Here is a 24,203-nt window from a genome sequence, read left to right as displayed (position 1 = left end):
CGCCTCTCGGCTCAGAACATCAGTGCGGTCTCGATGTCCGACTGCCAGTGGGTGACGAAGCCCCGGCTGTCGGTGTAGGTCTTCGCCGGGAGCTTCAGCGTGGCCTCGCCCTTGGGCTCGCTGTTCCTGTCGACCATGATCACGCCGAGGTTGTCGCTCCTGACCGGCTTGTCCTCGCCGGGCTCGCCGAGCAGCGCGATGCCCGCGTACGCCTTCTCGCCGGGGGAGAGCAGAACGACGGCCTGCGGCTTGCTGTCGTCGAGGATCGGGTACACCGCCTGCGCGTCGTCGAAGCGGAGGTAGGGCGCGTGGTACGCGGCACAGTCCTTGGAGCCGGTGTTGGTCACCGTGAGCAGCAGGTGGTTGATCGGGCGGCTCACCTTGGAGACCTTGACCGTCGCGTTCTTGGGAGTGCAGGCCGGGATCGGGGCCGCCGCTCCCGGCTTCCCGCTCCGGGGCCTGCCGTCGCCGCCGACGCGCTTCCCTTCGGCGGGGACGGTCTGCGTCTCGGGCGCGCCGGCCTCCGGCGCGTCCATCCGGGCCTGGTCGTCGGTGCTCGTCGCCGCGGGGGCCGCCGTCCCGGCGGAGCCGGCCGACCTGGTCCCCATGGCCCGGTCCTCGCCGCCGCAGGCGGTCAGCGAGAGGGTGGCCACGAGTGCGGTGGCGGCGAGTGCGGTGGTGCGGATGCGGTTGGTGCGCATGGTGCTGGTGCTCCCCGTGTTCGGTGGATCGGCCGGTGCTGCGGTCTGGTCTGGTCCGAGCTTGTGGGGTGGCTGATTCCGGCCGCAACGCCTGGCGAACCATTGGGGACGCTGGAACGTCTACGCATACGGTGACCTGCGGGAATTCTGCGTCCCTGGAACGCCGTTCCGGGACGGACCAAGGAAGGGAACGCCGTCGTGGCGACGCCGGAGGCCGAGCATTTCGCGGCCCTGCTGAAGGAACTGAAGGACCGTTCGGGGCGTAGCTACGGGGTGCTGGCGGGGAGACTGCACGTCAGTACGTCGACCCTGCACCGGTACTGCAACGGTGACGCGGTGCCGAACGAGTACGCCCCGGTCGAGAGGTTCGCCCGGCTGTGCGGGGCGGCGGGGGACGAGCTGGTGGAGGTGCACCGGCGGTGGATCGTGGCGGACGCGGCCCGGCGGCGGCCTGCGGTTGCGGGAGCGGAGGCGGTGGGGCCGGTTCCGTCGGCGTCCGTGCCCGCGCCGGTGTCTGCGCCCGTGCCTGAGCCCGTACCGGCGCCCGTGCCCCCCGTCGTCACGGTTGAGCCGTCCGCCGATGGAGCGGGTGGCCGCTCCCCCTGGGCCCGGCTCTCCCGGCGTACGCGGGTGCTCATCGCCGCCGCCGGGGTCGCCGCCCTCCTGGTGCCCACCGGCGTCGTCGCCGCCGACCTCGTCGGGTCGCGGGCGGAGGGCGGCGCCGCCGCTGAGCGCCGGGGCGTCCGGGCGGACGACGACACCTCCGTGCCGCCCACCGCCACCGACCCCCGGCCCTCCGGCTTCCCCTCGGTGAGCGCCTCCCCGTCCGCGTCGTCCGGCACCCCGTCCGCAGCGCCCCCGGCGGAGCCCGGCACACCCGGCGGCTCCGGTACGAAGCGGTCCCGGGGCGGCGCTGGTACGGGCCTCGGCGCGCCCCCGGCCGTCACCATCTCCTCGTACAACTGGGAGGAGCCCTGCGGGCAGTTCTACCTGCTGAACCGGGGGCCGGAGGGCATCGATCCGCCGCCGCCTCCGCAGGACCGGCGCGGCTGGGCGCGGAAGTACGGCGGGGTCGAGGGCGGGAACACGCTCCTCCAGCTGACCGTGCAGGGCACCGCGCGCGAGGCGGTCGTCCTCAAGGGCCTGTTCGTGCGGGTGGTGTCCCGCGAGACTCCGCTGCCCTGGCCGGCGTATCTGATGGGGAACGGCTGCGGCAGCGGCATCTCCCCCCAGACGTTCGCCTCCGACCTCGACGCCGGGCACCCGGTCGTCACCCCCGTGCCGGGGACGCAGGGCGACCGGACGCTCCCGGCCCGGCCCTTCCCGTTCAAGGTGACCTCCGAGGACGTGGAGGTCTTCGACCTCGACATGAAGACCACCGGGTACGACGTCACCTGGTACCTGGAGCTCAAGTGGAGCAGCGGCGGGCGTGAGGGGACGCTGCGGATCGACGACCAGGGGAAGCCGTTCCGGACGAGCGGGATGCGCGGGCGGCCGATGTACACGTACGGCAACGACGAGGTGAAGTGGGAGCCGTACCGGGCGGGTTGACGGAGGCGGGGGAGGGGCGGGCCGCTGTCCGTGGCAGCGGTCCGCCCCCGTTCGGATGGCCCCTCAGGAGGGCGTCGCGCCCCAGCGGCGGAGGTCGAACGCGGGGTGCTGGGCGGCCGCGTTGGCGTCGCGCCAGATCCGCTGGACCGGTGCGTCGTCGTAGATCACGGCCGAACCGGACGCCTCGTACACCGCGTTGACGACCTCCCGGCACCGCGTCCCCGCGTACGCGATGTCGCGGCGCATCCGGGCCCGCTCCTCCGGGGTGCCGCCCGGGGCGGAGGAGACGGCGAGGGTCTCCAGGTCGGCGAGGAGCAGCGCCCGTGCGGTGTCCACCGTGGCGGTGAGCGCGGAGACGTCGAGGCGTCCCGTACCGCCGCCGCTGCCCAGTGAGCCCGCGTAGCCGTCCAGGGCCGCCCGTGCCGCGCCCAGGAGGACGCCCGCGAGCGCCACCGTGCCGACGGCCGCGAACGCCATCCGGTACGGGACCGTCCTCGGGCGGCCGTGCGGCGAGGGGTTGACCGGGTCGAGGGCGCTGAGCGGGAGCACCCGGTGTTCGGGGACGAGGAGTTCGGGGACGGTGAACGAGCGGCTGCCCGTACCGCGCAGGCCGCTGGTGTGCCAGTCGTCGATGCCCACGGTCCGCTCCTGCGGGAGGAGGACGACGTGGGGCTCCGGTCCGGCGCCGGGTGCGGGCGGTGCGCTCACCCCGGCGACGATCCACTCGGCGTGGTCGATGCCGGAGCAGAAGCGGCCCCACATCCCGCGCAGCAGATAGCCGCCCGGGACGCGCCGGGCGGGCGGCCCGGCGAGCTTCAGCTGGAGGGCGACGCGGCTGGAGGCGGCGGAGAAGACCTCCTGGCGCGCCTCCACGGGGAACTGCGCGACGGCCCAGGTGTTGCCGCCCATGACCGCGCGCAGCCACCCCACCGAGGCGCAGCCCCGGGACAGCTCCTCCGTGGTGAGGAGCGCGGTGGCGAAGCCGAGACCGCCGCCGCCCCAGACCCGCGGGGTCAGGACGTCGAAGAGGCGCGCCTCGTCCAGGAGCCGGACGGCCTCGGCGGGCAGGGTGCGCAGCCGGTCGGCCTCGGCCGCGTACGCCGCGAGCCGGGGCGCGATCGCCCGGGCGGCGGCGACCGCCTCGTCGTGCGAGAGCGCCGGGGCGGGCAGCCGGAGGCCGCCCTCGGCGCGCTGCGGGTCGGGGGACACGGGGGTGGTGGTCGCGGGGCGCCGGAGGCCGGCCGGGCCGGCATCGGTGGGCTGCGGACCGGGGCCCTCCTCGGTGCGCTGCGGACCGTGGCTGCCATGGGCGCGCTGCGGGTCGGCCGGGCTGTCGTGGTGGCGTTGCGGGTCGGCCGGGCTGCCGTCGGCGGGCTGTGCGTCGGTCCGTACGGGGGCGGTGGCGGCGGTCACGAGAAGCTCCAGGGGGGTGTGGGCCGGGCGCAGCCGTCGTGGGTGAAGTACGCGGAGAGCGCGGGGTCCTGGGGGAGCGAGGCGATGTCGGTGACCACCTCACGGGCCGGGACCCCGGCCGCGTGGAACCGCTTGAGCCAGGTGGCGGAGGGCGCGGCGGCGAGTTCGGCCGGGGTCGTTCTGGCGTCCGCGCCGACCGCGATCAGGCCGTCGGCGGTCGGGGCGACGAGACCGGGCGCCGTCGGTGGTGTCCCGGGGCTCTCGTCCAGGCCGCGCAGCAGGGGCCGCAGCAGCACCCGGGAGGCGCCGAGCAGCGAGGAGTCGACGCGCAGCCGCCCCCTCGCCGCCCCCGACTCGCGGGCCAGCAGAGCCGCCAGGACGGATTCGGCCGCCAGGTGGCCGCCCAGGATGTCCAGCAGGGTCACCAGCGAGGGGGCCGGGTTCCCGTCGGGCGTCCGTACGGTGTCGGCGACCCCCGACCACGCCTGGACCATGGGGTCGGTCCCCGGCGGGCGCGGCCCGTCGGGTGCGCGGTCCCAGGCGGAGGCCCAGGCGTAGATCAGCCCGGGGCGGGCGCGGGCCAGGTCCGCCTCGTCGAGGCGGAGCCGGGCCGCCTCGCCGGGGGCCCAGGTGTGCAGGAAGACGTCCGCCTCCGCCACGGTCTCGGCGACCGCGCGGCGCCCCGCCGCCGTACGGATGTCGATCTCGCGGACCTCCTTGCCCGCGTTGAGCGCCGTGAACCGGGCCGAGACCCCGCCCGCCGACGGTGCCGCTCCGCGTGCCGGGTCGCCGCCCGGCTGTTCGATCCGGACGACGTGGGCGCCGAGCGCCTGGAGCACGGAGGTGGCCAGCGGGCCCTGGACGTGCCGGGTGGACTCGACGATGCGCAGGCCGCCGAGGGGGAGCTGCGGGAAGCCGGTGTGGGGGCGGGAGGCGGCGTACGGGCGTGGTGTCGGGCCGTCGCCCTCGTCGCGGGGGAGTTCGCGCAGCTCCCAGGGGTCGTCGTCGTACCGTACGTCGCTGTCGGCGCGCCGGTCCGCGAGCGTGCGCAGGGCGCAGATGCCCATCCCGGTCCGCTCGGCGAGGAGCTGGAGATCGGCGTAGCGGTGGCGGGCGGCGCACTGGGCGAGCGTCGTGATCAGCGGGGACGCGGCCCGCGAGGAGCGTGCGGCGAAGGCCCGCCAGCTGTTGGCGATGTCCTTGGCGGGGGCTCCGGCCGCCTTCCAGAAGTCGCGCCAGGGCTGCACTTCGAGCGCCTCCACCTCGAACCGCACCCCGTCGGCCGAGCGGAACGGTGGCCGGGCGGCGCGGCGGTAGGGCGGGGTGGGGACCTCCTCCGGCTGGTCCCCGGCCGTGGCGGCGGCCACGTACGGGCCCAGCGAGAACAGCGCCGCCTCCGCCACGCTGACCCGGGCCGAGCGGACGGGGGTGGAGCGCAGGCCGGAGAGGGCGGCGGCCAGGAGGGCCTGGGTGGCGACGGTTCCGGCGAGGGTGGAGAGGTAGTCGGTGCCGAGCGGGCGGGGGCCGCCGTTGGCCCGGCCGTGGAGGGCCATCAGCCCGGTCGCCGCCTGGGCGGTGGTCTCGTCGAACGGGGTCGGGTCGCCGGTGGGCCAGCCCCGCAGCGTCAGGTCCGTCCCCCGGGAGTGGTGCGGGCCGCCGAGGCCGATGACGGTCTCCGGGCCGGTCGTCCCGTACCGGTCGTGCGCCGTGTGCGGGCTTCCGCCCCCGTGCCAGGGCCCGGCATCGGGGCCGAACCGGGCGCCGAGCCGGGTGAGGTGGTCGCGGACGACCTCGGTCGCCGTGGCGAGGCCTGCGGGTGGGGCGGGCGGCAGGTGGACGAGGTGGCCGTCGAGGGGGAGGGCTTCGCTGGTGGTGAGCGGGGAGAGCGGTGGCGCTGAGGTCAACGGGTCCTCCGGGTGGTCCGGTGCGGTGGTCCGGTGGTGGGTGTCCGGGGGCGGGCGGCGCGTTTCGGACGACCGGAGACGAGCCGTTTAGTTAGGTTAGGCTAACCATACTCATCTTGGCGGCCGAGTGGAGGATTCCGGCCGGATCAGGGCGCGTGGCGGGGGAGTTGAGGCCAGGTGAGCCCGAAGGGTGGAGCGGGGCAGACCCTTGCCCGTACCGAGGAGTACAGTCTCCGACGCCCTGGCATCCCGTCCCGGTGCGGCGACGCTCCGGACAGCGGGCCGCCCCGCCCCCGTACCCCCAGGTGACCGATGTCCGGCATAGCCGAAGCCTCCGAACGAGCCGAACGACCGAGTGACCGCACGCAGCCGCTTACGCGGGAAGAACTCGACCCGGACGTGTGCGAGAAGCGCTCCCGGCGTCTCAGACGCAGGCTGGAGCGGCTGATCGGGATCGCGGCCACCGAGGGCAACTCGCTGCTCCCGCTCCGCAACGGCGACCAGATCTTCGGCGCGATGCTGAAGGCGATCCGCGAGGCGGAGCACACCGTCGACATGATGACCTTCGTCTACTGGCGGGGTGACATCGCGCAGAAGTTCGCCGAGGCGCTCGCCGAGCGGGCCAGGGCCGGTGTCCGGGTCCGGCTGCTGCTGGACGGTTTCGGCTCCCGGCTGATCGAGAAGGGCCAGCTGGACGTGATGGACGAGGCGGGGGTGACGGTCGCCTGGTTCAGGAAGCCGCTCTACCTCTCGCCGCTCAAGCAGAACCACCGCTGCCACCGCAAGGTCCTCATCACCGACGAGTCCACCGCGTTCACCGGCGGCGTCGGCATCGCCGAGGAGTGGTGCGGCGACGCCCGCAACGAGCACGAGTGGCGCGACACCCACGTCCAGGTGCGCGGGCCCGCCGTGGACGGGCTGGCCGCCGCGTTCGCGCAGAACTGGGCCGAGTGCCAGGACGAGCTGTTCGACGAGCGCGACCGGTTCGTGGCGGGTGACCAGCACGGTGACGCGGTCGTCCAGGTCGTACGCGGCTCGTCCTCCTTCGGCTGGCAGGACATGCAGACCCTGATGCGGGTCGTTCTCGAATCCGCCGAGGAGCGCATCCGCCTCACCACGGCCTACTTCGCGCCCGACGACTACTTCACCGGACTGCTCTGCGCCGCCGCCCGGCGCGGGGTGGAGGTGGAGATCCTGCTGCCGGGCCCGCACACCGACAAGCGGGTCTGCCAGCTCGCCGGCCAGCGCCACTACGAGGAGCTGACCGCCTGCGGGGTGAAGATCTACCAGTACCAGCCGACGATGATGCACACCAAGACCGTCACCATCGACCGGATCGCCTCGCTCATCGGCTCCACCAACTTCAACCGGCGCTCCCTCGACCACGACGAGGAGGTCATGCTCGCGGTCATGGACTGCGACTTCACCGACGCGCTGGACGCCCATTTCGACGAGGACCGCGAGAAGAGCGTGCTGATCGACCGTGGCCGGTGGAAGCGGCGCGATGTCCTCCAGCGGGTGCGGGAAGCGGCCGTCGTGCCGATCCGCCGCTACCTCTGAGGCCACATCCGCGCGTGTGCCCGGGGGCTGACCGGGCAGGTGGGGAGAGCAGCGTCCGTCATGTGAAGGGAAGGGCCCATGAGCGTCTCAGCCGACACCTCGCCGGCACCGGCAGCCGCGGTGATCACCGAGCCCCTGCCCGACCTACAGCTCCAGCTCCTCATCCAGCTCCTGGACGAGGATCCGCGCTCCAGCCTGCCCCTCACCCTCACCCACCCCGGCGGTCTGCTGCACGGCGATGTGATCGGCCACGAGCAGTGGAAGGCCGAGTGGGCCAGGACCCTGCGCCAGGTCGAGGGCGAGGGCGCCAACCTGCTGGCCGAGTTCCCGGAGACCGTCGACCAGGGCGTACGGGAGATGCGGCAGCAGGAGCAGGGCGCGGAGACGGCCCGGCTGCCGCGCTGGATCCATCTGCGGGATGTGACGCTGCTCGGCGGGGCGATGAGCGCGGTCTCGCTGCCGCTGTGGCGCGGACGGCTCTCGGACGTCTCGGGGTGGGCGCTGGGGCGCCCGCAGTGATGTCGTGGATACGTCGCCCTCGATGACGTGGGGCGTACGCGGTCGGCCCCGGCACCTGTGCAGGTGCCGGGGCCGACGTACGTACCTCTCACGCGGTCAGAGGCGGCCGGGCGTCCGGATGCCGAGCAGCGCCATGCCCTGGTGCAGGGTCCGGGCGGTGAGGTCCACCAGGAGGAGCCGGTTCTCCACGACCTCGGGCGCGTTGTCCGGGCTGAGCACCTGGCACTGGTCGTAGAACGTGGTCAGGTGCGAGGCCAGCTGGTACAGATACGCGGCCAGCTTGTGCGGCTCGTAGCCGGAGGCGACCTCGCCCAGCACCTCGCCGAACTGGTCCAGGTGCAGGCCGAGCGCGCGCTCCGCCGGGGCCAGCGCCAGCTCCGGGTGGGCGGCCGGGACCGCGTCGCCCGCCTTGCGCAGGATCGACTGGATACGGGCGTACGCGTACTGGAGGTACACCGACGTGTCACCGTTCAGCGACACCATCTGGTCCAGGTCGAACTTGTAGTCCCGCACCGCCGAGGTCGACAGGTCCGCGTACTTCACGGCCCCGATGCCGACGTACCGGCCGTTCTCCACGATCTCGTCCTCGGAGAGGCCCACCTTCTCGGCCTTCTCCCGCACGACCGCCGTGGCCCGGGAGACCGCCTCGTCGAGGAGGTCCTCCAGCCGCACGCTCTCGCCCTCACGGGTCTTGAAGGGCTTGCCGCCCTTGCCGAGCACCGTGCCGAAGGCGAGCTGCACGGCCTTGACGTCCTCGTTCAGCCAGCCTGCCCGGCGGGCCGTCTCGAAGACCATCTTGAAGTGCAGCGACTGCCGGGCGTCGACCACGTACAGCAGGGTGTCGGCCTTGAGGTGCTGCACCCGGTCGCGGATGGCGGAGAGGTCGGTGGCCGCGTAGCCGTAGCCGCCGTTCGTCTTCTTCACGATGAGCGGGACCTTGTTGCCGTCCGGGCCCTTCACATCGTCGAAGAAGACGCAGAGCGCACCCTCGGAGCGGACGGCGACACCCGTCTCCTCCAGGATCCGGCAGGTCTCCTCCAGCATGTCGTTGTAGCCGGACTCACCGACGATGTCGGGGTCGCGGATCTCCATGTCCAGCTTGTCGAAGACGGAGTGGAAGTAGATCTTCGACTCGTCGACGAAGCCCTGCCACAGCTCCAGCGTCTGCGGGTCCCCGGCCTGGAGGGCCACCACCCGGTCCCGCGAGCGGGCCTTGAACTCCTCGTCGGAGTCGAACAGGGCACGCGACGCCTTGTAGACCCGGTTCAGCGTCGACATCGCCGCCTCACCGTCCGCCGCGTCACCCTCGTGCTTCAGGGCGCCCGGGTGCTCGGTCAGATACTGGATGAGCATGCCGAACTGGGTGCCCCAGTCGCCGATGTGGTGGCGCCGGACCACGCTCTCGCCGGTGAACTCCAGGATCTTGACCATCGCGTCACCGATGACCGCCGACCGCAGGTGGCCGACGTGCATCTCCTTGGCCACGTTCGGCTGGGCGTAGTCGATGACCGTGGTCCCGGCCGCCGCGTCCACCGGCACGCCGAGGCGGCCCTCGGTGTCGGCGGCCCGGGCGGCCAGCGTCTCGATGATCGCCTTGTCCGCGAGCGTGATGTTGAGGAAGCCGGGGCCGGAGACCTCGATCTCCTGGATCAGCTCACCCGCCGGGAGGGCGGCCGTGACCTGGCCGGCCAGCTCTCTCGGGTTGCCCTTGAGCTTCTTGGCGAGCGCCAGGATGCCGTTGGCCTGGAAGTCGGCCCGGTCGCTTCGGCGCAGCAGCGGGTCCGCGGTGCCGGCCTCCGGCAGAGCTGCCGTCAGGGCGTCCGCCAGCTGCTGCTGGAGCGTGGAAGCGAGGGAAGGGACCGAGGCCATGGCTGGCTGCCGTTTCCGTAGGGGGTACGAGGGATTCTCTTGGGTGTCCAAGGGATCTCCCCAGTATCCCACGGGGCGTAAAGCCGTTTTCGCGCTGCGGGGGGTAGCTGGGAGAATGACCGGCAACCCATTGGGACCGACAGACGAGAGAAGGACGTGCCGACCGTGGCCGAGAGTCAGACCAGCACCGAGACCGACTGGGTCTCCCGCTTCGCGGACGATGTCATCGCCGAATCGGAGCGTCGTGCGCCTGGCAAACCGGTCGTCGTCGCCTCCGGCCTGTCCCCGTCGGGCCCGATCCACCTCGGCAACCTCCGCGAGGTCATGACCCCGCACCTGGTCGCCGACGAGATCCGCCGCCGCGGCCACACCGTGCGCCACCTGATCTCCTGGGACGACTACGACCGCTACCGCAAGGTCCCCAACGGGGTGCCGGGCGTGGACGCGTCCTGGTCCGAGCACATCGGCAAGCCGCTGACCTCGGTGCCCGCCCCGGCCGGATCGGCGTATCCGAACTGGGCCGAGCACTTCAAGGCCGCCATGACGGCGGCCCTGGACCAGCTGGGCGTCGAGTACGACGGGATCAGCCAGACGGAGCAGTACACCGCGGGGACCTACCGCGAGCAGGTCCTGCACGCGATGAAGCACCGGGCCGACATCGACGCCGTACTGGACCGCTACCGGACGAAGAAGGACCCGTCCGCCGCCGCCAAGAACGGTAGGAAGCCGCAGCAGCAGAAGAAGGTCGACGAGGCCGAGCTGGAGGCCGCCGAGGGCTCAGGCGCCGCCGACGAGGACGACGGCAGCGGCAACAGCGCCGGCTACTTCCCGTACAAGCCCTACTGCGGCAACTGCGAGAAGGACCTCACCGTCGTCACCTCCTACGACGACGACACCACCGAGCTGAACTACACCTGCTCGGCGTGCGGCTTCGCCGAGACGGTCCGGCTCAACGAGTTCAACCGCGGCAAGCTGGTGTGGAAGGTCGACTGGCCGATGCGCTGGGCGTACGAAGGTGTGATCTTCGAGCCCAGCGGCGTCGACCACTCCTCGCCCGGCTCCTCCTTCGTCGTCGGCGGCCAGATCGTCCGCGAGGTCTTCGACGGCGTGCAGCCCATCGGGCCCATGTACGCCTTCGTCGGCATCTCCGGCATGGCCAAGATGTCCTCCAGCAAGGGCGGGGTCCCCACCCCGGCCGACGCGCTGGAGATCATGGAGGCGCCGCTGCTGCGCTGGCTCTACGCCCGCCGCAGGCCCAACCAGTCGTTCAAGATCGCCTTCGACCAGGAGATCCAGCGGCTGTACGACGAGTGGGACTCGCTGGGCCGCAAGGTCGCCGACGGCACGGTGCTGCCCGCCGACGCCGCCGCGTACTCGCGGGCCGTCCGCACGGCGGCCGGGGAGCTTCCCAGCACCCCGCGCCCGCTCCCGTACCGGACGCTCGCCTCGGTCGCCGACATCACCGCCGGCGCCGAGGACCAGACCCTGCGCATCCTCAGCGAACTCGACCCGGAGAACCCGCTGACCTCGCTGGACGAGGCGCGCCCGCGCCTCGACCGCGCCGAGAACTGGATCACCACCCAGGTCCCGGCCGAGGCCCGCACCATCGTCCGGGACGAGGCCGACAAGGAGCTCCTGGGCTCCCTCGACGACCAGGGCCGCGCGTCGCTGCGCCTCCTCCTGGAGGGGCTGGACGCGCACTGGTCGCTGGACGGGCTCACCACGCTCGTCTACGGCGTGCCGAAGACGCTGGCGGGACTGGAGCCGGACGCCAAGCCGACGCCCGAGCTGAAGGCCGCCCAGCGCTCCTTCTTCGCCCTGCTCTACCGGCTGCTCGTCAGCCGCGACACGGGGCCCCGCCTGCCCACGCTGCTGCTCGCGGTGGGGGCGGACCGGGTGCGCAGGCTGCTGGGCGCGTAACTCCGCGGTCCGTACGGAAAGGGCCGCCGCCCGGGAACTCCTCCCGGGCGGCGGCCCTTTCCTTCTTCCGTCCGTACGCTGCCCGTCAGGCGCTCTGGTCGGCCGTGGCGCGCTGCGCGTAGATCCCCTTGAACTGCGGCATCAGGTCCTGGAGCAGCTGGGTCGAGCGCGGGTGGTGCACATTGCGCCGGTCGGCCAGGTGGATGTCGAGGGTCTCGACGTTCGGGTATTCACCCACCTCGTCCGTGTACGCGCTGAACTCCTCGTACGCGCGGTCGGCGAAGTCGTTGTCCTCCTGGGACCACTCCTCCAGCTGCGGCGCGTCCTCGGGGCCGGGGGCGGGCACGGCGGGCGGCTCCTCATCGGCGGCCTGCGGCACGGGCTGCACGGGCTCCGCCTGTTGCAGGGCTTCCGCCTGTTGCAGGGCTTCCGCCTGCTGCTCGGCCTCCGCCTGCTGTACGGCTTCTGCCTGCTGTACGGCTTCTGCCTGTTGCAGGGCTTCCGGGGCCTCGCGGCGGGGGTGCGGGACCGCGCCGATCGTGCCGACGTTGCCCAGGGGGCGGGTGCGGCCGGGGCCCAGCGGGACGGCGGCGGGGGTGGGCTCCAGGCCCTCGGCGTGGTGCGGGTCGTACGCGCTCGCGTGCGGACCCTCCGGCAGCTTCTGGGCGGCGAACCAGGGGCTGTCATGGGTGGGCGGCACCTGGGTGACCTGCTCGGGGAGGTGGGCCTGCGCCTGGAGCTGTTGCTGGGGCTGTTGGGGGGCCTGGGGCTCCTGTTGGGGCTCCGGCTTCTGGAGCGACATCGGCTGCTGTTGCTGCTGCGGGTGCTGCTGGGCCTGCTCCTGCTGCGGCTCGTAGGGGAGTTGCGGCTTCGGGGCGGGCGGCAGCAGGGCCGGTTCGATCCCGGCGGCGGCGAGTCCGGCCGGGGCGGTCTCGGCGAGCGGGACGCCGTACTTCGCCAGCCGCAGCGGCATCATCGACTCGACCGGCGCCTTGCGCCGCCAGTTGCGGCCGAACCGGGCCTGGAGGCGCGCCTGGTAGATCAGCCGCTCCTGTTCGAGCTTGATGACCTGCTCGTAACTGCGCAGCTCCCACAGCTTCATGCGGCGCCACAGCTTGAACGTCGGTACGGGGGAGAGCAGCCAGCGGGTGAGGCGTACGCCCTCCATGTGCTTGTCGGCCGTGATGTCCGCGATCCGGCCCACCGCGTGGCGGGCGGCCTCCACGGAGACGACGAAGAGGACCGGGATCACCGCGTGCATCGCGGTGCCGAGCGGGTCGGGCCAGGAGGCGGCACCGTTGAACGCGATGGTCGCGGCGGTCAGCAGCCACGCCGTCTGGCGCAGCAGCGGGAACGGGATCCGCATCCACGTCAGCAGCAGGTCCAGCGCCAGCAGCACACAGATACCGGCGTCGATGCCGATCGGGAAGACCAGGGAGAACTGGCCGAACCCCTTGGCCTCGGCCAGCTCGCGCACGGCCGCGTAGGAGCCGGCGAACCCGATGGCGGCGATGATCACCGCACCCGCGACGACGACTCCGATGAGTACCCGGTGCGTGCGTGTCAGCTGCATGGCGGCCACCGGCGCTCCCCTCCCCGACTCTTCTCTCCGTCCGGCATCCGACGTCCGGCGCTGGCACAGCCTGGCACATGTGTACGAGTGCCGTTGCGCGGGGATGGGGGGAGCCCGGCCCCAGGTGGAGGGCCGGGCTCCGGAAAAACCCTGTGTGGCCTGGGAGTTCGAGGCTCCGGGCCGTCTCAGGTCACGACTTGGGCGTGGCCTCCGGCTCGGGCTTCTCGTCGCCCTTCTTGTCGTCCTTCTTGGCGCCCCCGGCCGACGGGGTGGCCTCCGCGCTGCCGGAACCGGCGGTGGCGTCGACCTTGCCGACCGCCTCCTTCGCCGCCTTCTGGGCGCCCTTGAGGATGTCCGCGGCGGAGGGGGTCTTCGCCCCCGCGAAGCCCGCGCCGTTGTAGGTCAGGGTGACGACGACATTGCCGGTACGGGCCACGACCGTGGCGTACTCGAAGTCCTCGTCCGTCTTGTTGAGGTCGTACGTGATCGCGGTGGCCTCGTCGCCGATGCCGGGGGCGGCAGCGGCGGCGACCTTCTGGGCGCCCTCGCTCGCCTTCTCCTTGGCGACCTGCTTCGTGTAGTCCTCGTTGGCGCGCGCGGCGCCGCTGCCGAGCGACTGGTCCGAGTCGAAGCGGGTGAAGGAGACGGAGAGCCAGCGGTACTGCGAGCCCTTGACGCCCTTGTCCTCCAGACCGTTCCACGAGCAGCTGCCGCGCACCGAGAGGTCGCTGGAGCGGCCTGCGGTGCCGCCCTTCTTCTTGGCGTCGGGAACCAGGTCCTCGATGGTCTTCTTCGCGATCGAGGAGCACGCGTCGGGCAGGTCGGTGAACTTCGCCGGCTCCACCGCGGGCTTCGTCGGCTCGGCGGCGGCGGACGACGACGAGGAGCCCGCGCTCTTCTCGGCGTCCGAGCCGGAGCCGGAGTCCGAGGAGCAGCCGGCGGCTACGAGCATCACCGGAACGGCGGCGCAGGCGAGTATGCGGGACAGTCGCGGAGCTGATCGGTGCATGGTTCCTTCACTCGGACGGCACGGAGGTCTCGTTCGTGGTGCCACGTTACGACGGGCGGCGCCCCCGCCGCGTCCTCGTCCCGGACCCGGGCGGCCCGCGGACCGGCCGCCCGGAGGCCCCGTGAGCGGCCCTACTCGCTGATCACCTCGGCCAGCTTCCGGGCCAGTGCCTGGGCCTTGTCCTGCAGTTCCTTGCTGTCGGGCACCTTGGTGACGAGGGCCGGCTGCTCGCCGTACCGGACGGTCACGAGCACGTTCGATGTGCGGAATACCACGCTCACCGTGCGGTGCTGTGCGGTGGAACCTGCCCGGGTGAGGAGATCGTCCAGAAATGCGGCATCCGCGAGCCCGCTGAGCACCCGAGGCCGGAGCTCCTCGCCGGGGGAGCCGGGCGCACCCGGGGTGCCGGAGGCGGAGGCCGAGGACCCGGCGGAGCCCTGCCCGTCGCCGGATTTCCCGCTCCCCTTCGCCTCGCCCTCTCCCCCCGGGCTCCTCGTCGCGCCCTTCTCCGGGGCCAGGCCCGGGGTGGCGGAGCCCGGCAGCTCGGCCGCGTTCTCCTTCTTCACGTACAGCGCGCGGGCGAGGTCGTCGTCGCTCACGGTGGGGTCGTACGACACCACGCGCTCGAAGTCGATCGAGAGGTTCCGGGAGGAGTCCGGGGCGTCGGACTTCCAGCTGCAGCCGACCCTGCGGTCGGTGTCGTACGTGATGGTCGCCGACCCCCGCAGCGCCCTCTCCTGCTGCTGCCGGGACAGCTCCGCGACGCCCGGCAGCAGATCCTTGAGCGTGGAGCCCGGCACGGCACGGCAGGGCGCGGGCAGGGTCCGGTACTTGCCCGGGGCCGCGATGGTGGCGGTGGGGCTGCCCGGCTTGCTGTCGGCGTCGCCGGTGCCGCCGTCCGAGCCGGCGCTGCAGCCGGCGGCGAGCGCCGCGAGGAGCGCGACGCCGGGTACGTACGCCATGTGTCGCACCGTCCCAGGCTCCCTTCGGTACGGAAAACATGTTGCCGCTCGGAGGCGGCCGATGGACACAATGTGTATCGCACGCGCCGCTGTGATTGCCGGTCGGCCGACTCGTTCGCCGACCTTGGGCCCGGTTTTGCGCTTTCAGTCTTTTCGGGGGAATCTCGGGGGAATCGAGGAGTTATGTCGTACGTAGAGGTGCCGGGGGCGAAGGTCCCCATCCGCATGTGGACGGATCCCGCGTCGGTCGAGGACGTGGCGATGCAGCAGCTGCGGAACGTGTCCACGCTGCCGTGGATCAAGGGTCTGGCCGTCATGCCGGACGTCCACTTCGGCAAGGGGGCCACGGTCGGTTCGGTGATCGCGATGCGGGGTGCGGTCTGCCCGGCCGCGGTGGGGGTCGACATCGGCTGCGGGATGTCCGCGGTCAGGACGTCCCTGACGGCGAACGATCTTCCCGGCGACCTGTCACGGCTCCGCTCCAAGATCGAACAGGCCATTCCGGTGGGTCGCGGGATGCACGACGGAGCCGTGGACCCGGGGCGGCTGCACGGGTTCCCGACGGCCGGGTGGGACGACTTCTGGGGGCGGTTCGACGGGATCGCGGAAGCGGTCAAGTTCCGTCAGGAACGGGCCACGAAGCAGATGGGAACGCTCGGATCGGGCAACCACATGATCGAGTTCTGCCTGGACAGTGATGGGAGCGTGTGGCTGATGCTGCACTCCGGCTCCCGGAACATCGGCAAGGAGCTGGCCGAGCACCACATCGGGATCGCGCAGAAGCTGCCGCACAACCAGGGCCTTGTCGACCGGGACTTGGCGGTCTTCATCTCGGACACCCCGCAGATGGCCGCCTACCGGAACGATCTGTACTGGGCGCAGGAGTACGCCAAGTACAACCGCGCGATCATGATGGGGCTCTTCCAGGACGTGATCCGCAAGGAGTTCAAGAAGGCGAAGCCGGTCTTCGAGCAGGAGATCTCCTGTCACCACAACTACGTGGCGGAGGAGCGGTACGACGGGGCGGACCTGCTGGTCACCCGCAAGGGAGCGATCCGGGCGGGCTCCGGCGAGTACGGGATCATCCCCGGCTCGATGGGCACCAGCTCGTACATCGTGAAGGGTCTCGGCAACGAGAAGGCGTTCAACTCGGCCTCCCACGGAGCCGGTCGCCGGATGAGCCGGAACGCGGCCAAGCGGCGCTTCACGGTGCGCGACCTGGAGGAGCAGACGCGCGGTGTGGAGTGCCGCAAGGACTCCGGCGTCCTGGACGAGATCCCGGCCGCCTACAAGCCGATCGAGCAGGTCATGGAGCAGCAGCGTGACCTGGTCGAGGTCGTCGCCAAGCTCAAGCAGGTCATCTGCGTCAAGGGCTGAGGTGAGGGGCGCCGTCGCCGGGGGCGGCGCGCCCCTCACCTGTGCTCGGGGCGTCTGCGTGCCGGGTGGAACGTCCTCGGGGCGCGGAACCTGTCCGGTCTTCAGCCGCCAGAGGCGTACCGAACAGCAGGCCCTGCTGTGGCCCGGTTCGCCGGCTGACGCGGTGTCGTCGTCCAGAGCCGGCGGGACGCGGTCCTCCCCACGAGGGCGGCCCTTGTCCCGTGCAGCCGATGGAGCCGTCCGCGTCGATGGCTCCGCGCATATGGTCGCGGCGGGAGGACTCCACCCGGGCGGGGTGAGCTGGGCGGCGCATGCGGCTACCGGGCAGGTGATCGGCGCTGATCACCCGTACGAGTGGTCGACGGGAGGCAGGGTTCTCAGAGCACGCGGTGGACCTTCGTGTTGGAGGCCTGGGCCCGGGGGCGGACCACCAGGAGGTCGATGTTGACGTGGCTGGGGCGGGTGACGGCCCAGCCGATCGTGTCGGCCACGTCCTCGGCGGTGAGGGGGGCGTCCACGCCCGCGTAGACCTTGGCGGCCTTCTCGGTGTCGCCGCGGAAGCGGGTGGTGGCGAACTCGTCGGTCCTGACCATGCCGGGGGCTACCTCGATGACGCGGACCGGGGTGCCGACGATCTCCAGGCGCAGGGTCTCGGCGAGGACGTGTTCGCCGTGTTTGGCGGCCACGTAGCCGCCGCCGCCCTCGTAGGAGGAGAGCGCGGCGGTGGAGGAGAGGATCACGATCGTGCCGTCGCCGCTGGCGGTGAGGGCGGGGAGCAGGGCCTGGGTGACGTTGAGGGTGCCGATGACGTTCGTCTCGTACATCTGGCGCCAGTCGGCGGGGTCGCCGGTGGCCACCGGGTCGGCGCCCAGTGCGCCGCCCGCGTTGTTGACCAGCAGGGCCAGGGAGCGGAACGCGGTGGCGAACTCGTCGACGGCCGCGCGGTCGGTCACGTCCAGGGCGTAGGCCGTCGCTTCGTGGCCGGCCCCGGTGATCTCGGCGGCGAGCGCCTCGATCCGGTCCTTGCGGCGCGCGGTGAGCACGACCCGGAATCCGGCGGCGGCCAGGGTGCGGGCGGTCGCGGCGCCGATGCCGCTGCTCGCGCCGGTGACGACGGCGATGGGGGTGGCGGTCATGGCGAGCTCCTCGGGCAGCTGATCGGTAACGGGGAAAGGATAGGCAGCCGTTGCCCGGTCGGTCCGGGGTGTCCAAGGTTCGCGATGCGTGAACCACATGATCCGCGTGGGCTGTGCGGGTGGGGCAGAGCGCGTCGCACTCATCGTTACATAAGATTATCGGTTGGTATCCGTATCTTTCGGGCATGGGACTGACGCGTAGAGGACTGCTGATGCCGCTGTCCGTCGCCGCGGCGACGGCGGCGGCGATGACCGTACTGGGGGCGGCCACCTCGGCCGACGCCTCCCCTGAGGCGCCGACAGCCGGGGCGCCCGCCGCTGCGGTGCGCGCCGACGGGGCGTCTGCCGACGTGGTGCCCGCTCCCGGGGCCGCCTCCGCCCCCGCGCCCCGGGCCGACCTCTCCCACCACGGGTCTGTCTCCCTCTGGGGCGACCGCGTCGCGATCCGGATCCGCAGCGAGAACCTGGGGCCCTCCGATGTGACCGCCTCGACCGTCCGGCTGCGCTTCTCCGCACCGCTGGCCGCGAGCCAGGAGCTGCCGTACGGCTGCCTCCGGGGCGGGGAGACCACCGTGCTCTGCGAGACGGGCGGGCTGCGGTCCGCCGGCGGGGCCCGGCAGACCGCACTCGACCTGACGCTCGCGGGCGGCCCCGACGAGGTGGTCGTACGGCTGGACACCGTCTGGAACGGCGGGGCGCGGGACGCGGACCGCAAGAACGACGTGCACGAGGTGCTCGCGCCCGCCACGGGGGACGCGTACGCCTTCTGACCGAGCCCGGTGAGCCTTCGGCTACGCCGCCGTGCCGCCGAACTCCCGTACCGCGTCGGCCACGATCGTCTCCAGGTGGCCGTGGTGCGCGCCCCGCCAGTACACCCGGGCGCACCCCGTGCACTGGGCGAACACGTCGTACGCCTGTTGCGTGCCGTGCTCCAGCTGGTCGCTCACCGTGTCCTTGTCGGCCTCCGCCAGCGTTCCGTTGCAGGCGGTGCAGCGGGTCCACGGGGCGAGAGACGGGGTGAAGCGGCCGAGGACATCGCGGAGTTGTTCCTGGGGGCGGTCGCTGTAGACGTACGCCCCCGCCCAGATCTCCCGGCGGCGCAGCAGCCCGCGGTCCCGGGAGAGCAGGACGCGACGCTCCCGCGCGGAGAGGGCGGCGAGCGCGGGGTCGCCGATGTCCTCGCTCTCGTACGCCGCGTCCACGCCCAGCAGCCGCAACCGCCTCGCCAGCGTGCCGAGATGGACGTCGAGGAGGAAGCGCAGGGGTGCGCCGGGGACCTGCTGGGGGCGGTCGACCGCCCGTACCTCGATGTGTTCGTCCGGCCCCGGGATGTGGGAGCGGGCCACCGGGGCGCCGTCGGCCAGGAGCGCCCCGGCCTCGGTGAGCGGGACGCCGAGGGACTCGATGACATGGCCGAGGGTGGAGGCGCCGTCGGTGGTCAGCGCCGTGGGGCCCTGACGGCGGTCGTGCGGGACGAAGAGCCGCAGCTCAGGGGCTACTTCGAGGGTGATCTCGGGTCCGTTCACCCGGTCAGGATGCCACCGGGGCGGGGCGGGCAGCCAGGGAGTTGGGAGGGGGCTTGGGCGGTGTCGGGGCTCCTACGGCTGTGGCGCGGCGAACGCCGTCGGCGGCACGCCCACCGTCGCGGTGAAGTCCCGAACGAGGTGGGCCTGGTCGCTGTAGCCGAGGTCGGCCGCCAGCCGCGCCCAGTCCACCGCCGGATCGGACTCCGCGCGCTCCAGCGCCTCGTGGATGCGGTAGCGGAGGATGACCCACTTGGGGCCCACCCCGACGTACGTGTGGAAGAGGCGTTGCAGGGAGCGCGGGGTCAGGCCCGCGTCCCGGGCGAGCTGTCCGGTCCGGCGCACCGAGCGGTCCGTGCGCACCCGGTCGACCAGCTCCATCGCCAGCGTGGCCTGCGGGTCGGTCCGGGGCTCCAGCGCGAGCAGGCCGGCGTCCAGGGCGGCGACCCGGGCGTCCTCGTCGGCCGGGTCCAGGACCGCGCCGACGGGCGGGGGCGTACGCAGCACCTCGGCGGCGTCGATCCGGCGCCCGGTCAGGTCGCTCAGGGCGTGGTCCGGCGCGAACGGCCGGAAACCGCCGGGCCGGAACTGCACCCCGCAGACCCTGCCGCGCCCGGTGAGCTTCTGGGTGAAGAGCCCGAGGCCGATGCCCGCCACCTCGGCGTACCCGGCCCGCTCGCGGGCGCTGGCCCCGGCCTCGTACCGCTGGAGGACGAGGTTGACCGACGGGTGCGGGACGACATGGGCGGCGTACGGCTGGTCGAGCTCCCAGTCGATGAGCCAGTAGTGCTCCAGGTACGGGCGGAGCGCCGGGGCGGGCTCGCGGCGGCGGAAGTGGACGCGGGTGAACAGGTCCGGGGCGTCCACGATGCCCCGGGTGTCGCGGCGAGGTCCGGCGGCCATACCCCGATCCTAAGGAGCGCGCGGGGGCCTGTCGCGTTTCTTCAAGACGTGGGCGGCCGGGCGGGGGAGCGTGGGATGCATGACACAGAAGATCAGTGAACTGCTGGAAGCCGCCGCGGGCCGGGCCCTGCCCGTCGTGCGGGGGATCGACGACGGGCAGCTGGGCCTGCGTACGCCGTGCGCGGAGTACGACGTACGGGCGCTGGTGAACCACCTGTTCCAGGTGGTCGTGAACTTCCAGGCCCTCGCGGCCCGTGAGGAGGTGGATTTCAGCCAGGAGCCGGAGTTCGTGACGGGTGGTTGGCGGACCGGGTTCGGGGTGGAGACCGCCCGGTTGGTGGCGGCGTGGGACGCGCCGGGGGCCGAGGAGGGCACGACCGGGCAGATGGGGCTGCCGGCCCGGACGGTGGGGCTGATGGTGCTGGGCGATCTGACCGTGCACGCGTGGGACCTGGCGCGGGCGACGGGCGCGGAGTTCGTCCCGGACCCGGATGTGGTCGAGGAGGTGGGGCCGGGGCTGGCGGCCCTGGCGCCGCAGGCCCGGGAGATGAAGGTGTTCGGTGAGCCGTTCCCGGTGGGGGAGGGGGCTACGGCTTTTGAGCGGGTGCTGGCGGTGACGGGGCGCGATCCGGGGTGGCGTCCGGCCGGGGCTTGAGGCCGGCGGACGGGTCGGCCGGGGCCTCGGCGGCCACCGGGCGGTCATAGAGCGGGCCGAGCGCGGCGTACGCGTCGTCGACGATCTCCTCGGCCCGCAGCAGCATGTCCCGCTCGGCGAGGCGGGCCGCGCGGTGGGTGTACGGGGACGGTGGCGCCGGGTGTCTGCGGCGCCACCAGCAGTCGCAGGCCGCGTAGACGCCACTGGCGGAGACGACTACGGGGATGGAGAGAGCCAGCAGCACATCGACCACGGCGGGCCTCCTGGAGGATCGTCGTCCTCTGCATCGGCGGATCGGGCCGGTGGGCTGAAGATCGGACTTCAGCCAATCATTGGCGCGATTCAACCGAATAGGTGCACGTGGGACGGGGCGTTCCCCCTGCTCCGAGCCGTCGAGGCCGGACGGGGCGGCGTCAGGGCCGGACCAGACGGCCGGTCAGGGCCGGACCGGGCGGCGTCGAGGCCGGTCCGGGCGGCCGTCAGGGCCAGACCAGGCAGTACGCCTGATGTCCCGCGTCGTGCAGGCGGTGGGAGAAGTCCTGCCACTCGTGGAGCAGTTGGTAGACGTTGAAGGCGTCGCGCGGGCCGCCGCGGTCGGGGACCGTGGACCAGATGAAGGCCGCCGCGCCGACGGATTCCTCGCCGACGCCGCGCAGCGGGTCGACGACGGTCATGGGGAGCTTGACCACCGCGTAGTCGGGGTGGAGGACGACCAGCTCCAGCGGGGGGACCTTGTGCAGGGGTATGCCCTGGATGCCGGTCAGCACCATGGCGGCCACCGTCTCCGGCTTGATCTTGGTGAACATGCCGCCCATGCCCAGCTCGTCACCGCCCAGCTCCTCCGGGCGCATCGAAATGGGCACGCGTGCCGCAGTCGCTCCGTCCGGGGCGCCGAAATACTTGTAGGTCACCCCCATTGCGCCACTGCTCCTGCTCCCGGGGGGGCGGTGTGCTCTCCGCGCCCCTGCCCTGTGCGCGCTCGGCCCTTCGCCGGTGCCGCCCTCGCCGGGCAGGCTCGGGCCCCAGGTCGTCGGTCCCTTCGCCCACTCCGCCACCGCGATGCATATCTCATCCACCCGACTACTTCTTAGGAGACACAGCCCCCGCCGCGCAACCCGATCATCGTGTCAGTGACCTCCCCCACGGGCGTGCGGTGAAACACCTGTCCGCAAGACCGTCCGTGCCTCTGACACCATGGCATGTGTGAGCTTTCCCTATGTCGCCCCAGTTTCGCAGACGTGAGGGCGCCGACGCTCTTCCGTGATACGAGGGGAGCGCGCTCCCTGCTCACCGGTGGCCGGGATTACCTTGGATTCTCCGGCCCGGCCTCCCGACACCCGAATCGCAGATCAGGACCAAAGTGGCGTATTCATACGAAGCCCCAGTTTCGCAGTCGCTGTTCGACCGGGCGTCCGTCGTGACGCCCGGCGGCGTGAACTCACCCGTGCGTGCCTTCCGGGCCGTGGGCGGTACGCCCCGGTTCATGGTGTCCGGCACCGGTCCGTACCTCACCGACGCCGACGGCCGTGAGTACGTCGACCTCGTCTGCTCATGGGGGCCGATGATTCTCGGCCACTCCCACCCCGAGGTCATCGCCGCCGTCCAGGAAGCGGTCTCCCGGGGCACCTCCTTCGGTACGCCGGGGGAGGGCGAGGTCGCGCTGGCCGAGGAGATCGTGGCGCGGATCGCACCGGTGGAGCAGGTCCGGCTGGTCTCCTCCGGCACCGAGGCGACGATGTCGGCGATCCGGCTGGCCCGCGGCTTCACCGGCCGGGCCAAGGTCGTGAAGTTCGCCGGCTGTTACCACGGCCACGTGGACGCCCTGCTCGCCGCCGCCGGGTCCGGGCTCGCCACCTTCGGCCTCCCCGACACCCCGGGCGTCACGGGCGCCACGGCCGGGGACACCGTCGTGCTGCCGTACAACGACCTGGACGCGGTGCGGGCCGCCTTCGCCGCGCACCCCGGCGAGATCGCCTGCGTGATCACCGAGGCCTCGCCCGGAAACATGGGCGTCGTCCCGCCCGCCGACGGGTTCAACGCCGGGCTCAAGGAGCTCTGTGCGGCCGACGGCGCCCTGTACATCTCCGACGAGGTCATGACGGGCTTCCGTACGTCGAAGGCCGGCTGGTACGGCGTCGACGGCGTCCGCCCCGACCTGATGACCTTCGGCAAGGTCATGGGCGGCGGCTTCCCCGCCGCGGCCTTCGGGGGCCGCGCCGACGTGATGGCGCACCTCGCCCCGGCCGGCCCGGTCTACCAGGCGGGCACCCTCTCCGGGAACCCGGTCGCCACCGCCGCCGGCCTCGCCCAGCTGCGGCTCCTGGACGACGCCGCGTACGCGAAGATCGACGCGGTCTCCGCCGAACTGCGCTCCCTGGTGGGTGACGCGCTGACGAAGGAAGGCGTCGCGCACACCGTCTCCTCGGCGAGCAACATGTTCTCGGTCTTCTTCACCGACCGGCCCGTCCGCGACTACGACGACGCCAAGAAGCAGGACGCCTTCCGCTTCACCGCCTTCTTCCACTCGATGCTGGAACAGGGCGTCTATCTGCCGCCCTCCGCCTTCGAGTCCTGGTTCGTCTCCACCGCCCACGACGAGCGGGCCGTGGAGCGGATCGCCGCCGCCCTGCCCGCCGCCGCCCGCGCCGCATCGGAGGCCACCGCATGAGCAGCGAGAACAACGGTCGCAAGGACATCACCGTGGTGCACCTGATGCGCCACGGCGAGGTGCACAACCCGGACGGAGTGCTGTACGGGCGGCGCCCCGGCTACCACCTCTCCGAGCTGGGCCGCCAGATGGCCGACCGGGTCGCCGACCACCTGGAGAAGCGCGACATCACCCATGTCGTCGCCTCCCCGCTGGAGCGCGCCCAGGAGACGGCGACGCCCGTCGCCAAGTCGCACGGCCTGGACCTGGCCACCGACGCCCGGCTCATCGAGGCCGGAAACGTCTTCGAGGGCAAGACCTTCGGCGTCGGCGACGGGGCGCTGCGCAAGCCGGACAACTGGAAGCACCTCACCAACCCGTTCCGGCCGTCCTGGGGTGAGCCGTACATCGAACAGGTCGTCCGCATGGTGGGCGCGCTGGACGCGGCCAAGGACGCGGCGCGCGGGCATGAGGCGGTCTGCGTCAGCCACCAGCTGCCGATCTGGATCGTCCGCTCGTTCGTGGAGCGCCGCCGCCTCTGGCACGACCCGCGCAAGCGCCAGTGCACGCTGGCCTCGCTGACCAGCTTCACGTACCAGGGCGACACGATCGTCTCGGTGGGCTACTCGGAGCCGGCCCGCGACCTGGTGCCCGCGCACCTGCTGGCCGGAGCGAAGCCGGTGAAGGGGAAGTCGAAGGCCTTCGGCGCGTAACTCGCCCCGTACGCCGTGAACATACGGGACCGACTGCCACCGCGGTCGGTCCCGTTCTTCGTCGCGGGCTCCGGGCGGGCGGCGTACGCGCACCGTACGGGCGCAGTGCGCGTCCCTGACGGGCGCTGGACGGCATCGCATGGGGCGGCGAGTTAGGTTAGGCTAAGCTAAGTTTGCTGTCATGAGAGCGGTGGAGCAATGACGCGCACGGCCCCGACCACCATTCCCGACCCGAGACCGGCACCGCGGTCCAGCCCGGTGAGGCGGC

At 72.4% G+C, this 24,203-nt stretch carries 21 protein-coding genes; 9 read left to right on the top strand and 12 right to left on the bottom strand.

Going from position 1 to position 24,203, the window contains the following annotated elements; all coding sequences use genetic code 11:
* Positions 1 to 11: 11 nt before the first annotated feature.
* Positions 12 to 701 carry a DUF4232 domain-containing protein gene (locus tag D6270_RS14215; protein WP_109165056.1) on the bottom strand — a complete coding sequence of 230 codons (690 nt, stop codon included), beginning with the start codon at positions 699 to 701 and terminating at the stop codon, positions 12 to 14.
* Positions 702 to 899: 198 nt separating this feature from the next.
* On the opposite strand from D6270_RS14215, the gene D6270_RS14210 reads away from it, so the two are divergent.
* Positions 900 to 2,252: a helix-turn-helix domain-containing protein gene (locus tag D6270_RS14210; RefSeq protein WP_109165057.1), complete on the top strand. Its 1,353-nt coding sequence runs from the start codon at positions 900 to 902 to the stop codon at positions 2,250 to 2,252.
* Between the two features lie 63 nt (positions 2,253 to 2,315).
* Here D6270_RS14210 and D6270_RS14205 read toward each other — a convergent pair whose 3' ends face one another.
* Entirely contained in the window at positions 2,316 to 3,461 is a 1,146-nt protein-coding gene (locus D6270_RS14205) for an acyl-CoA dehydrogenase family protein (protein WP_109167449.1), read from the bottom strand.
* Positions 3,462 to 3,661: 200 nt separating this feature from the next.
* Positions 3,662 to 5,569: a CoA transferase gene (locus D6270_RS14200; protein ID WP_109165058.1), complete on the bottom strand. Its 1,908-nt coding sequence runs from the start codon at positions 5,567 to 5,569 to the stop codon at positions 3,662 to 3,664.
* Between the two features lie 312 nt (positions 5,570 to 5,881).
* On the opposite strand from D6270_RS14200, the gene D6270_RS14195 reads away from it, so the two are divergent.
* Positions 5,882 to 7,129 (top strand): phospholipase D-like domain-containing protein, encoded by a 1,248-nt coding sequence (locus D6270_RS14195; RefSeq protein ID WP_202419498.1) that lies wholly within the window; start codon positions 5,882 to 5,884, stop codon positions 7,127 to 7,129.
* Between the two features lie 78 nt (positions 7,130 to 7,207).
* Positions 7,208 to 7,648, top strand: coding sequence for a GvpU-like protein (locus tag D6270_RS14190; protein ID WP_109165060.1), 441 nt, complete (start codon positions 7,208 to 7,210; stop codon positions 7,646 to 7,648).
* A 96-nt stretch (positions 7,649 to 7,744) separates the two neighbouring features.
* On the opposite strand, the gene argS is transcribed toward D6270_RS14190, so the two are convergent.
* The gene (gene argS / locus D6270_RS14185; protein ID WP_151414677.1) at positions 7,745 to 9,517 is read right to left on the bottom strand and encodes an arginine--tRNA ligase; all 1,773 of its coding nucleotides are present in this window, start codon (positions 9,515 to 9,517) and stop codon (positions 7,745 to 7,747) included.
* A gap of 156 nt (positions 9,518 to 9,673) precedes the next feature.
* On the opposite strand from argS, the gene lysS reads away from it, so the two are divergent.
* Positions 9,674 to 11,437, top strand: a complete 1,764-nt coding sequence (gene lysS, locus D6270_RS14180) for a lysine--tRNA ligase (protein ID WP_204117119.1) — start codon at positions 9,674 to 9,676, stop codon at positions 11,435 to 11,437.
* An 85-nt stretch (positions 11,438 to 11,522) separates the two neighbouring features.
* Here the strand turns inward: lysS and D6270_RS14175 are convergent, their stop codons facing one another.
* The 3 genes from D6270_RS14175 to D6270_RS14165 all read right to left on the bottom strand — a co-directional run bounded on the left by D6270_RS14175 (position 11,523) and on the right by D6270_RS14165 (position 14,981).
* Entirely contained in the window at positions 11,523 to 13,019 is a 1,497-nt protein-coding gene (locus D6270_RS14175) for a DUF2637 domain-containing protein (RefSeq protein WP_109165062.1), read from the bottom strand.
* A 181-nt stretch (positions 13,020 to 13,200) separates the two neighbouring features.
* A complete protein-coding gene (locus D6270_RS14170; protein WP_109165063.1) occupies positions 13,201 to 14,019 on the bottom strand; it encodes a DUF3558 domain-containing protein in 819 nt (272 codons plus the stop codon).
* A 131-nt stretch (positions 14,020 to 14,150) separates the two neighbouring features.
* Positions 14,151 to 14,981 carry a hypothetical protein gene (locus D6270_RS14165; protein WP_109165064.1) on the bottom strand — a complete coding sequence of 277 codons (831 nt, stop codon included), beginning with the start codon at positions 14,979 to 14,981 and terminating at the stop codon, positions 14,151 to 14,153.
* A gap of 183 nt (positions 14,982 to 15,164) precedes the next feature.
* Between D6270_RS14165 and D6270_RS14160 the strand changes: the two genes are divergently transcribed.
* On the top strand, positions 15,165 to 16,358 hold the full coding sequence (locus D6270_RS14160) for an RtcB family protein (RefSeq protein WP_109165065.1): 1,194 nt from the start codon (positions 15,165 to 15,167) through the stop codon (positions 16,356 to 16,358).
* Between the two features lie 377 nt (positions 16,359 to 16,735).
* Here D6270_RS14160 and D6270_RS14150 read toward each other — a convergent pair whose 3' ends face one another.
* Complete coding sequence (locus D6270_RS14150; protein WP_109165066.1) at positions 16,736 to 17,494, bottom strand: SDR family NAD(P)-dependent oxidoreductase; 759 nt, start codon at positions 17,492 to 17,494, stop codon at positions 16,736 to 16,738.
* Between the two features lie 185 nt (positions 17,495 to 17,679).
* Here D6270_RS14150 and D6270_RS14145 point away from each other — a divergent pair, with 185 nt between their 5' ends.
* The gene (locus D6270_RS14145) at positions 17,680 to 18,264 is read left to right on the top strand and encodes a hypothetical protein (RefSeq protein WP_376202270.1); all 585 of its coding nucleotides are present in this window, start codon (positions 17,680 to 17,682) and stop codon (positions 18,262 to 18,264) included.
* Positions 18,265 to 18,285: 21 nt separating this feature from the next.
* Here the strand turns inward: D6270_RS14145 and D6270_RS14140 are convergent, their stop codons facing one another.
* Both D6270_RS14140 and D6270_RS14135 read right to left on the bottom strand, forming a co-directional pair.
* Entirely contained in the window at positions 18,286 to 19,020 is a 735-nt protein-coding gene (locus D6270_RS14140; protein ID WP_109165068.1) for a Mut7-C RNAse domain-containing protein, read from the bottom strand.
* A gap of 72 nt (positions 19,021 to 19,092) precedes the next feature.
* Positions 19,093 to 19,920 carry an AraC family transcriptional regulator gene (locus D6270_RS14135; protein ID WP_109165069.1) on the bottom strand — a complete coding sequence of 276 codons (828 nt, stop codon included), beginning with the start codon at positions 19,918 to 19,920 and terminating at the stop codon, positions 19,093 to 19,095.
* A 79-nt stretch (positions 19,921 to 19,999) separates the two neighbouring features.
* Here D6270_RS14135 and D6270_RS14130 point away from each other — a divergent pair, with 79 nt between their 5' ends.
* Complete coding sequence (locus D6270_RS14130) at positions 20,000 to 20,575, top strand: TIGR03086 family metal-binding protein (RefSeq protein WP_109165070.1); 576 nt, start codon at positions 20,000 to 20,002, stop codon at positions 20,573 to 20,575.
* On the opposite strand, the gene D6270_RS14125 is transcribed toward D6270_RS14130, so the two are convergent.
* The gene (locus tag D6270_RS14125; RefSeq protein ID WP_109165071.1) at positions 20,508 to 20,828 is read right to left on the bottom strand and encodes a hypothetical protein; all 321 of its coding nucleotides are present in this window, start codon (positions 20,826 to 20,828) and stop codon (positions 20,508 to 20,510) included. The two genes, D6270_RS14130 and D6270_RS14125, sit on opposite strands and share 68 nt — an antisense overlap.
* A gap of 226 nt (positions 20,829 to 21,054) precedes the next feature.
* Positions 21,055 to 21,492: a hypothetical protein gene (locus tag D6270_RS14120; RefSeq protein ID WP_003968390.1), complete on the bottom strand. Its 438-nt coding sequence runs from the start codon at positions 21,490 to 21,492 to the stop codon at positions 21,055 to 21,057.
* A 443-nt stretch (positions 21,493 to 21,935) separates the two neighbouring features.
* Here D6270_RS14120 and hemL point away from each other — a divergent pair, with 443 nt between their 5' ends.
* Both hemL and D6270_RS14110 read left to right on the top strand, forming a co-directional pair.
* The gene (gene hemL / locus D6270_RS14115) at positions 21,936 to 23,243 is read left to right on the top strand and encodes a glutamate-1-semialdehyde 2,1-aminomutase (RefSeq protein ID WP_204117120.1); all 1,308 of its coding nucleotides are present in this window, start codon (positions 21,936 to 21,938) and stop codon (positions 23,241 to 23,243) included.
* A complete protein-coding gene (locus tag D6270_RS14110; protein ID WP_109165072.1) occupies positions 23,240 to 23,935 on the top strand; it encodes a histidine phosphatase family protein in 696 nt (231 codons plus the stop codon). Before hemL ends, D6270_RS14110 begins: the two co-directional genes overlap by 4 nt.
* Positions 23,936 to 24,203 lie beyond the last annotated feature (268 nt).

The sequence above is a fragment of the Streptomyces griseus subsp. griseus genome (assembly GCF_003610995.1).
GTDB lineage: Bacteria > Actinomycetota > Actinomycetes > Streptomycetales > Streptomycetaceae > Streptomyces.
The sequence above is the reverse complement of the archived record's forward strand: the minus strand, read 5'-3'. Positions and strand labels throughout refer to the sequence as shown.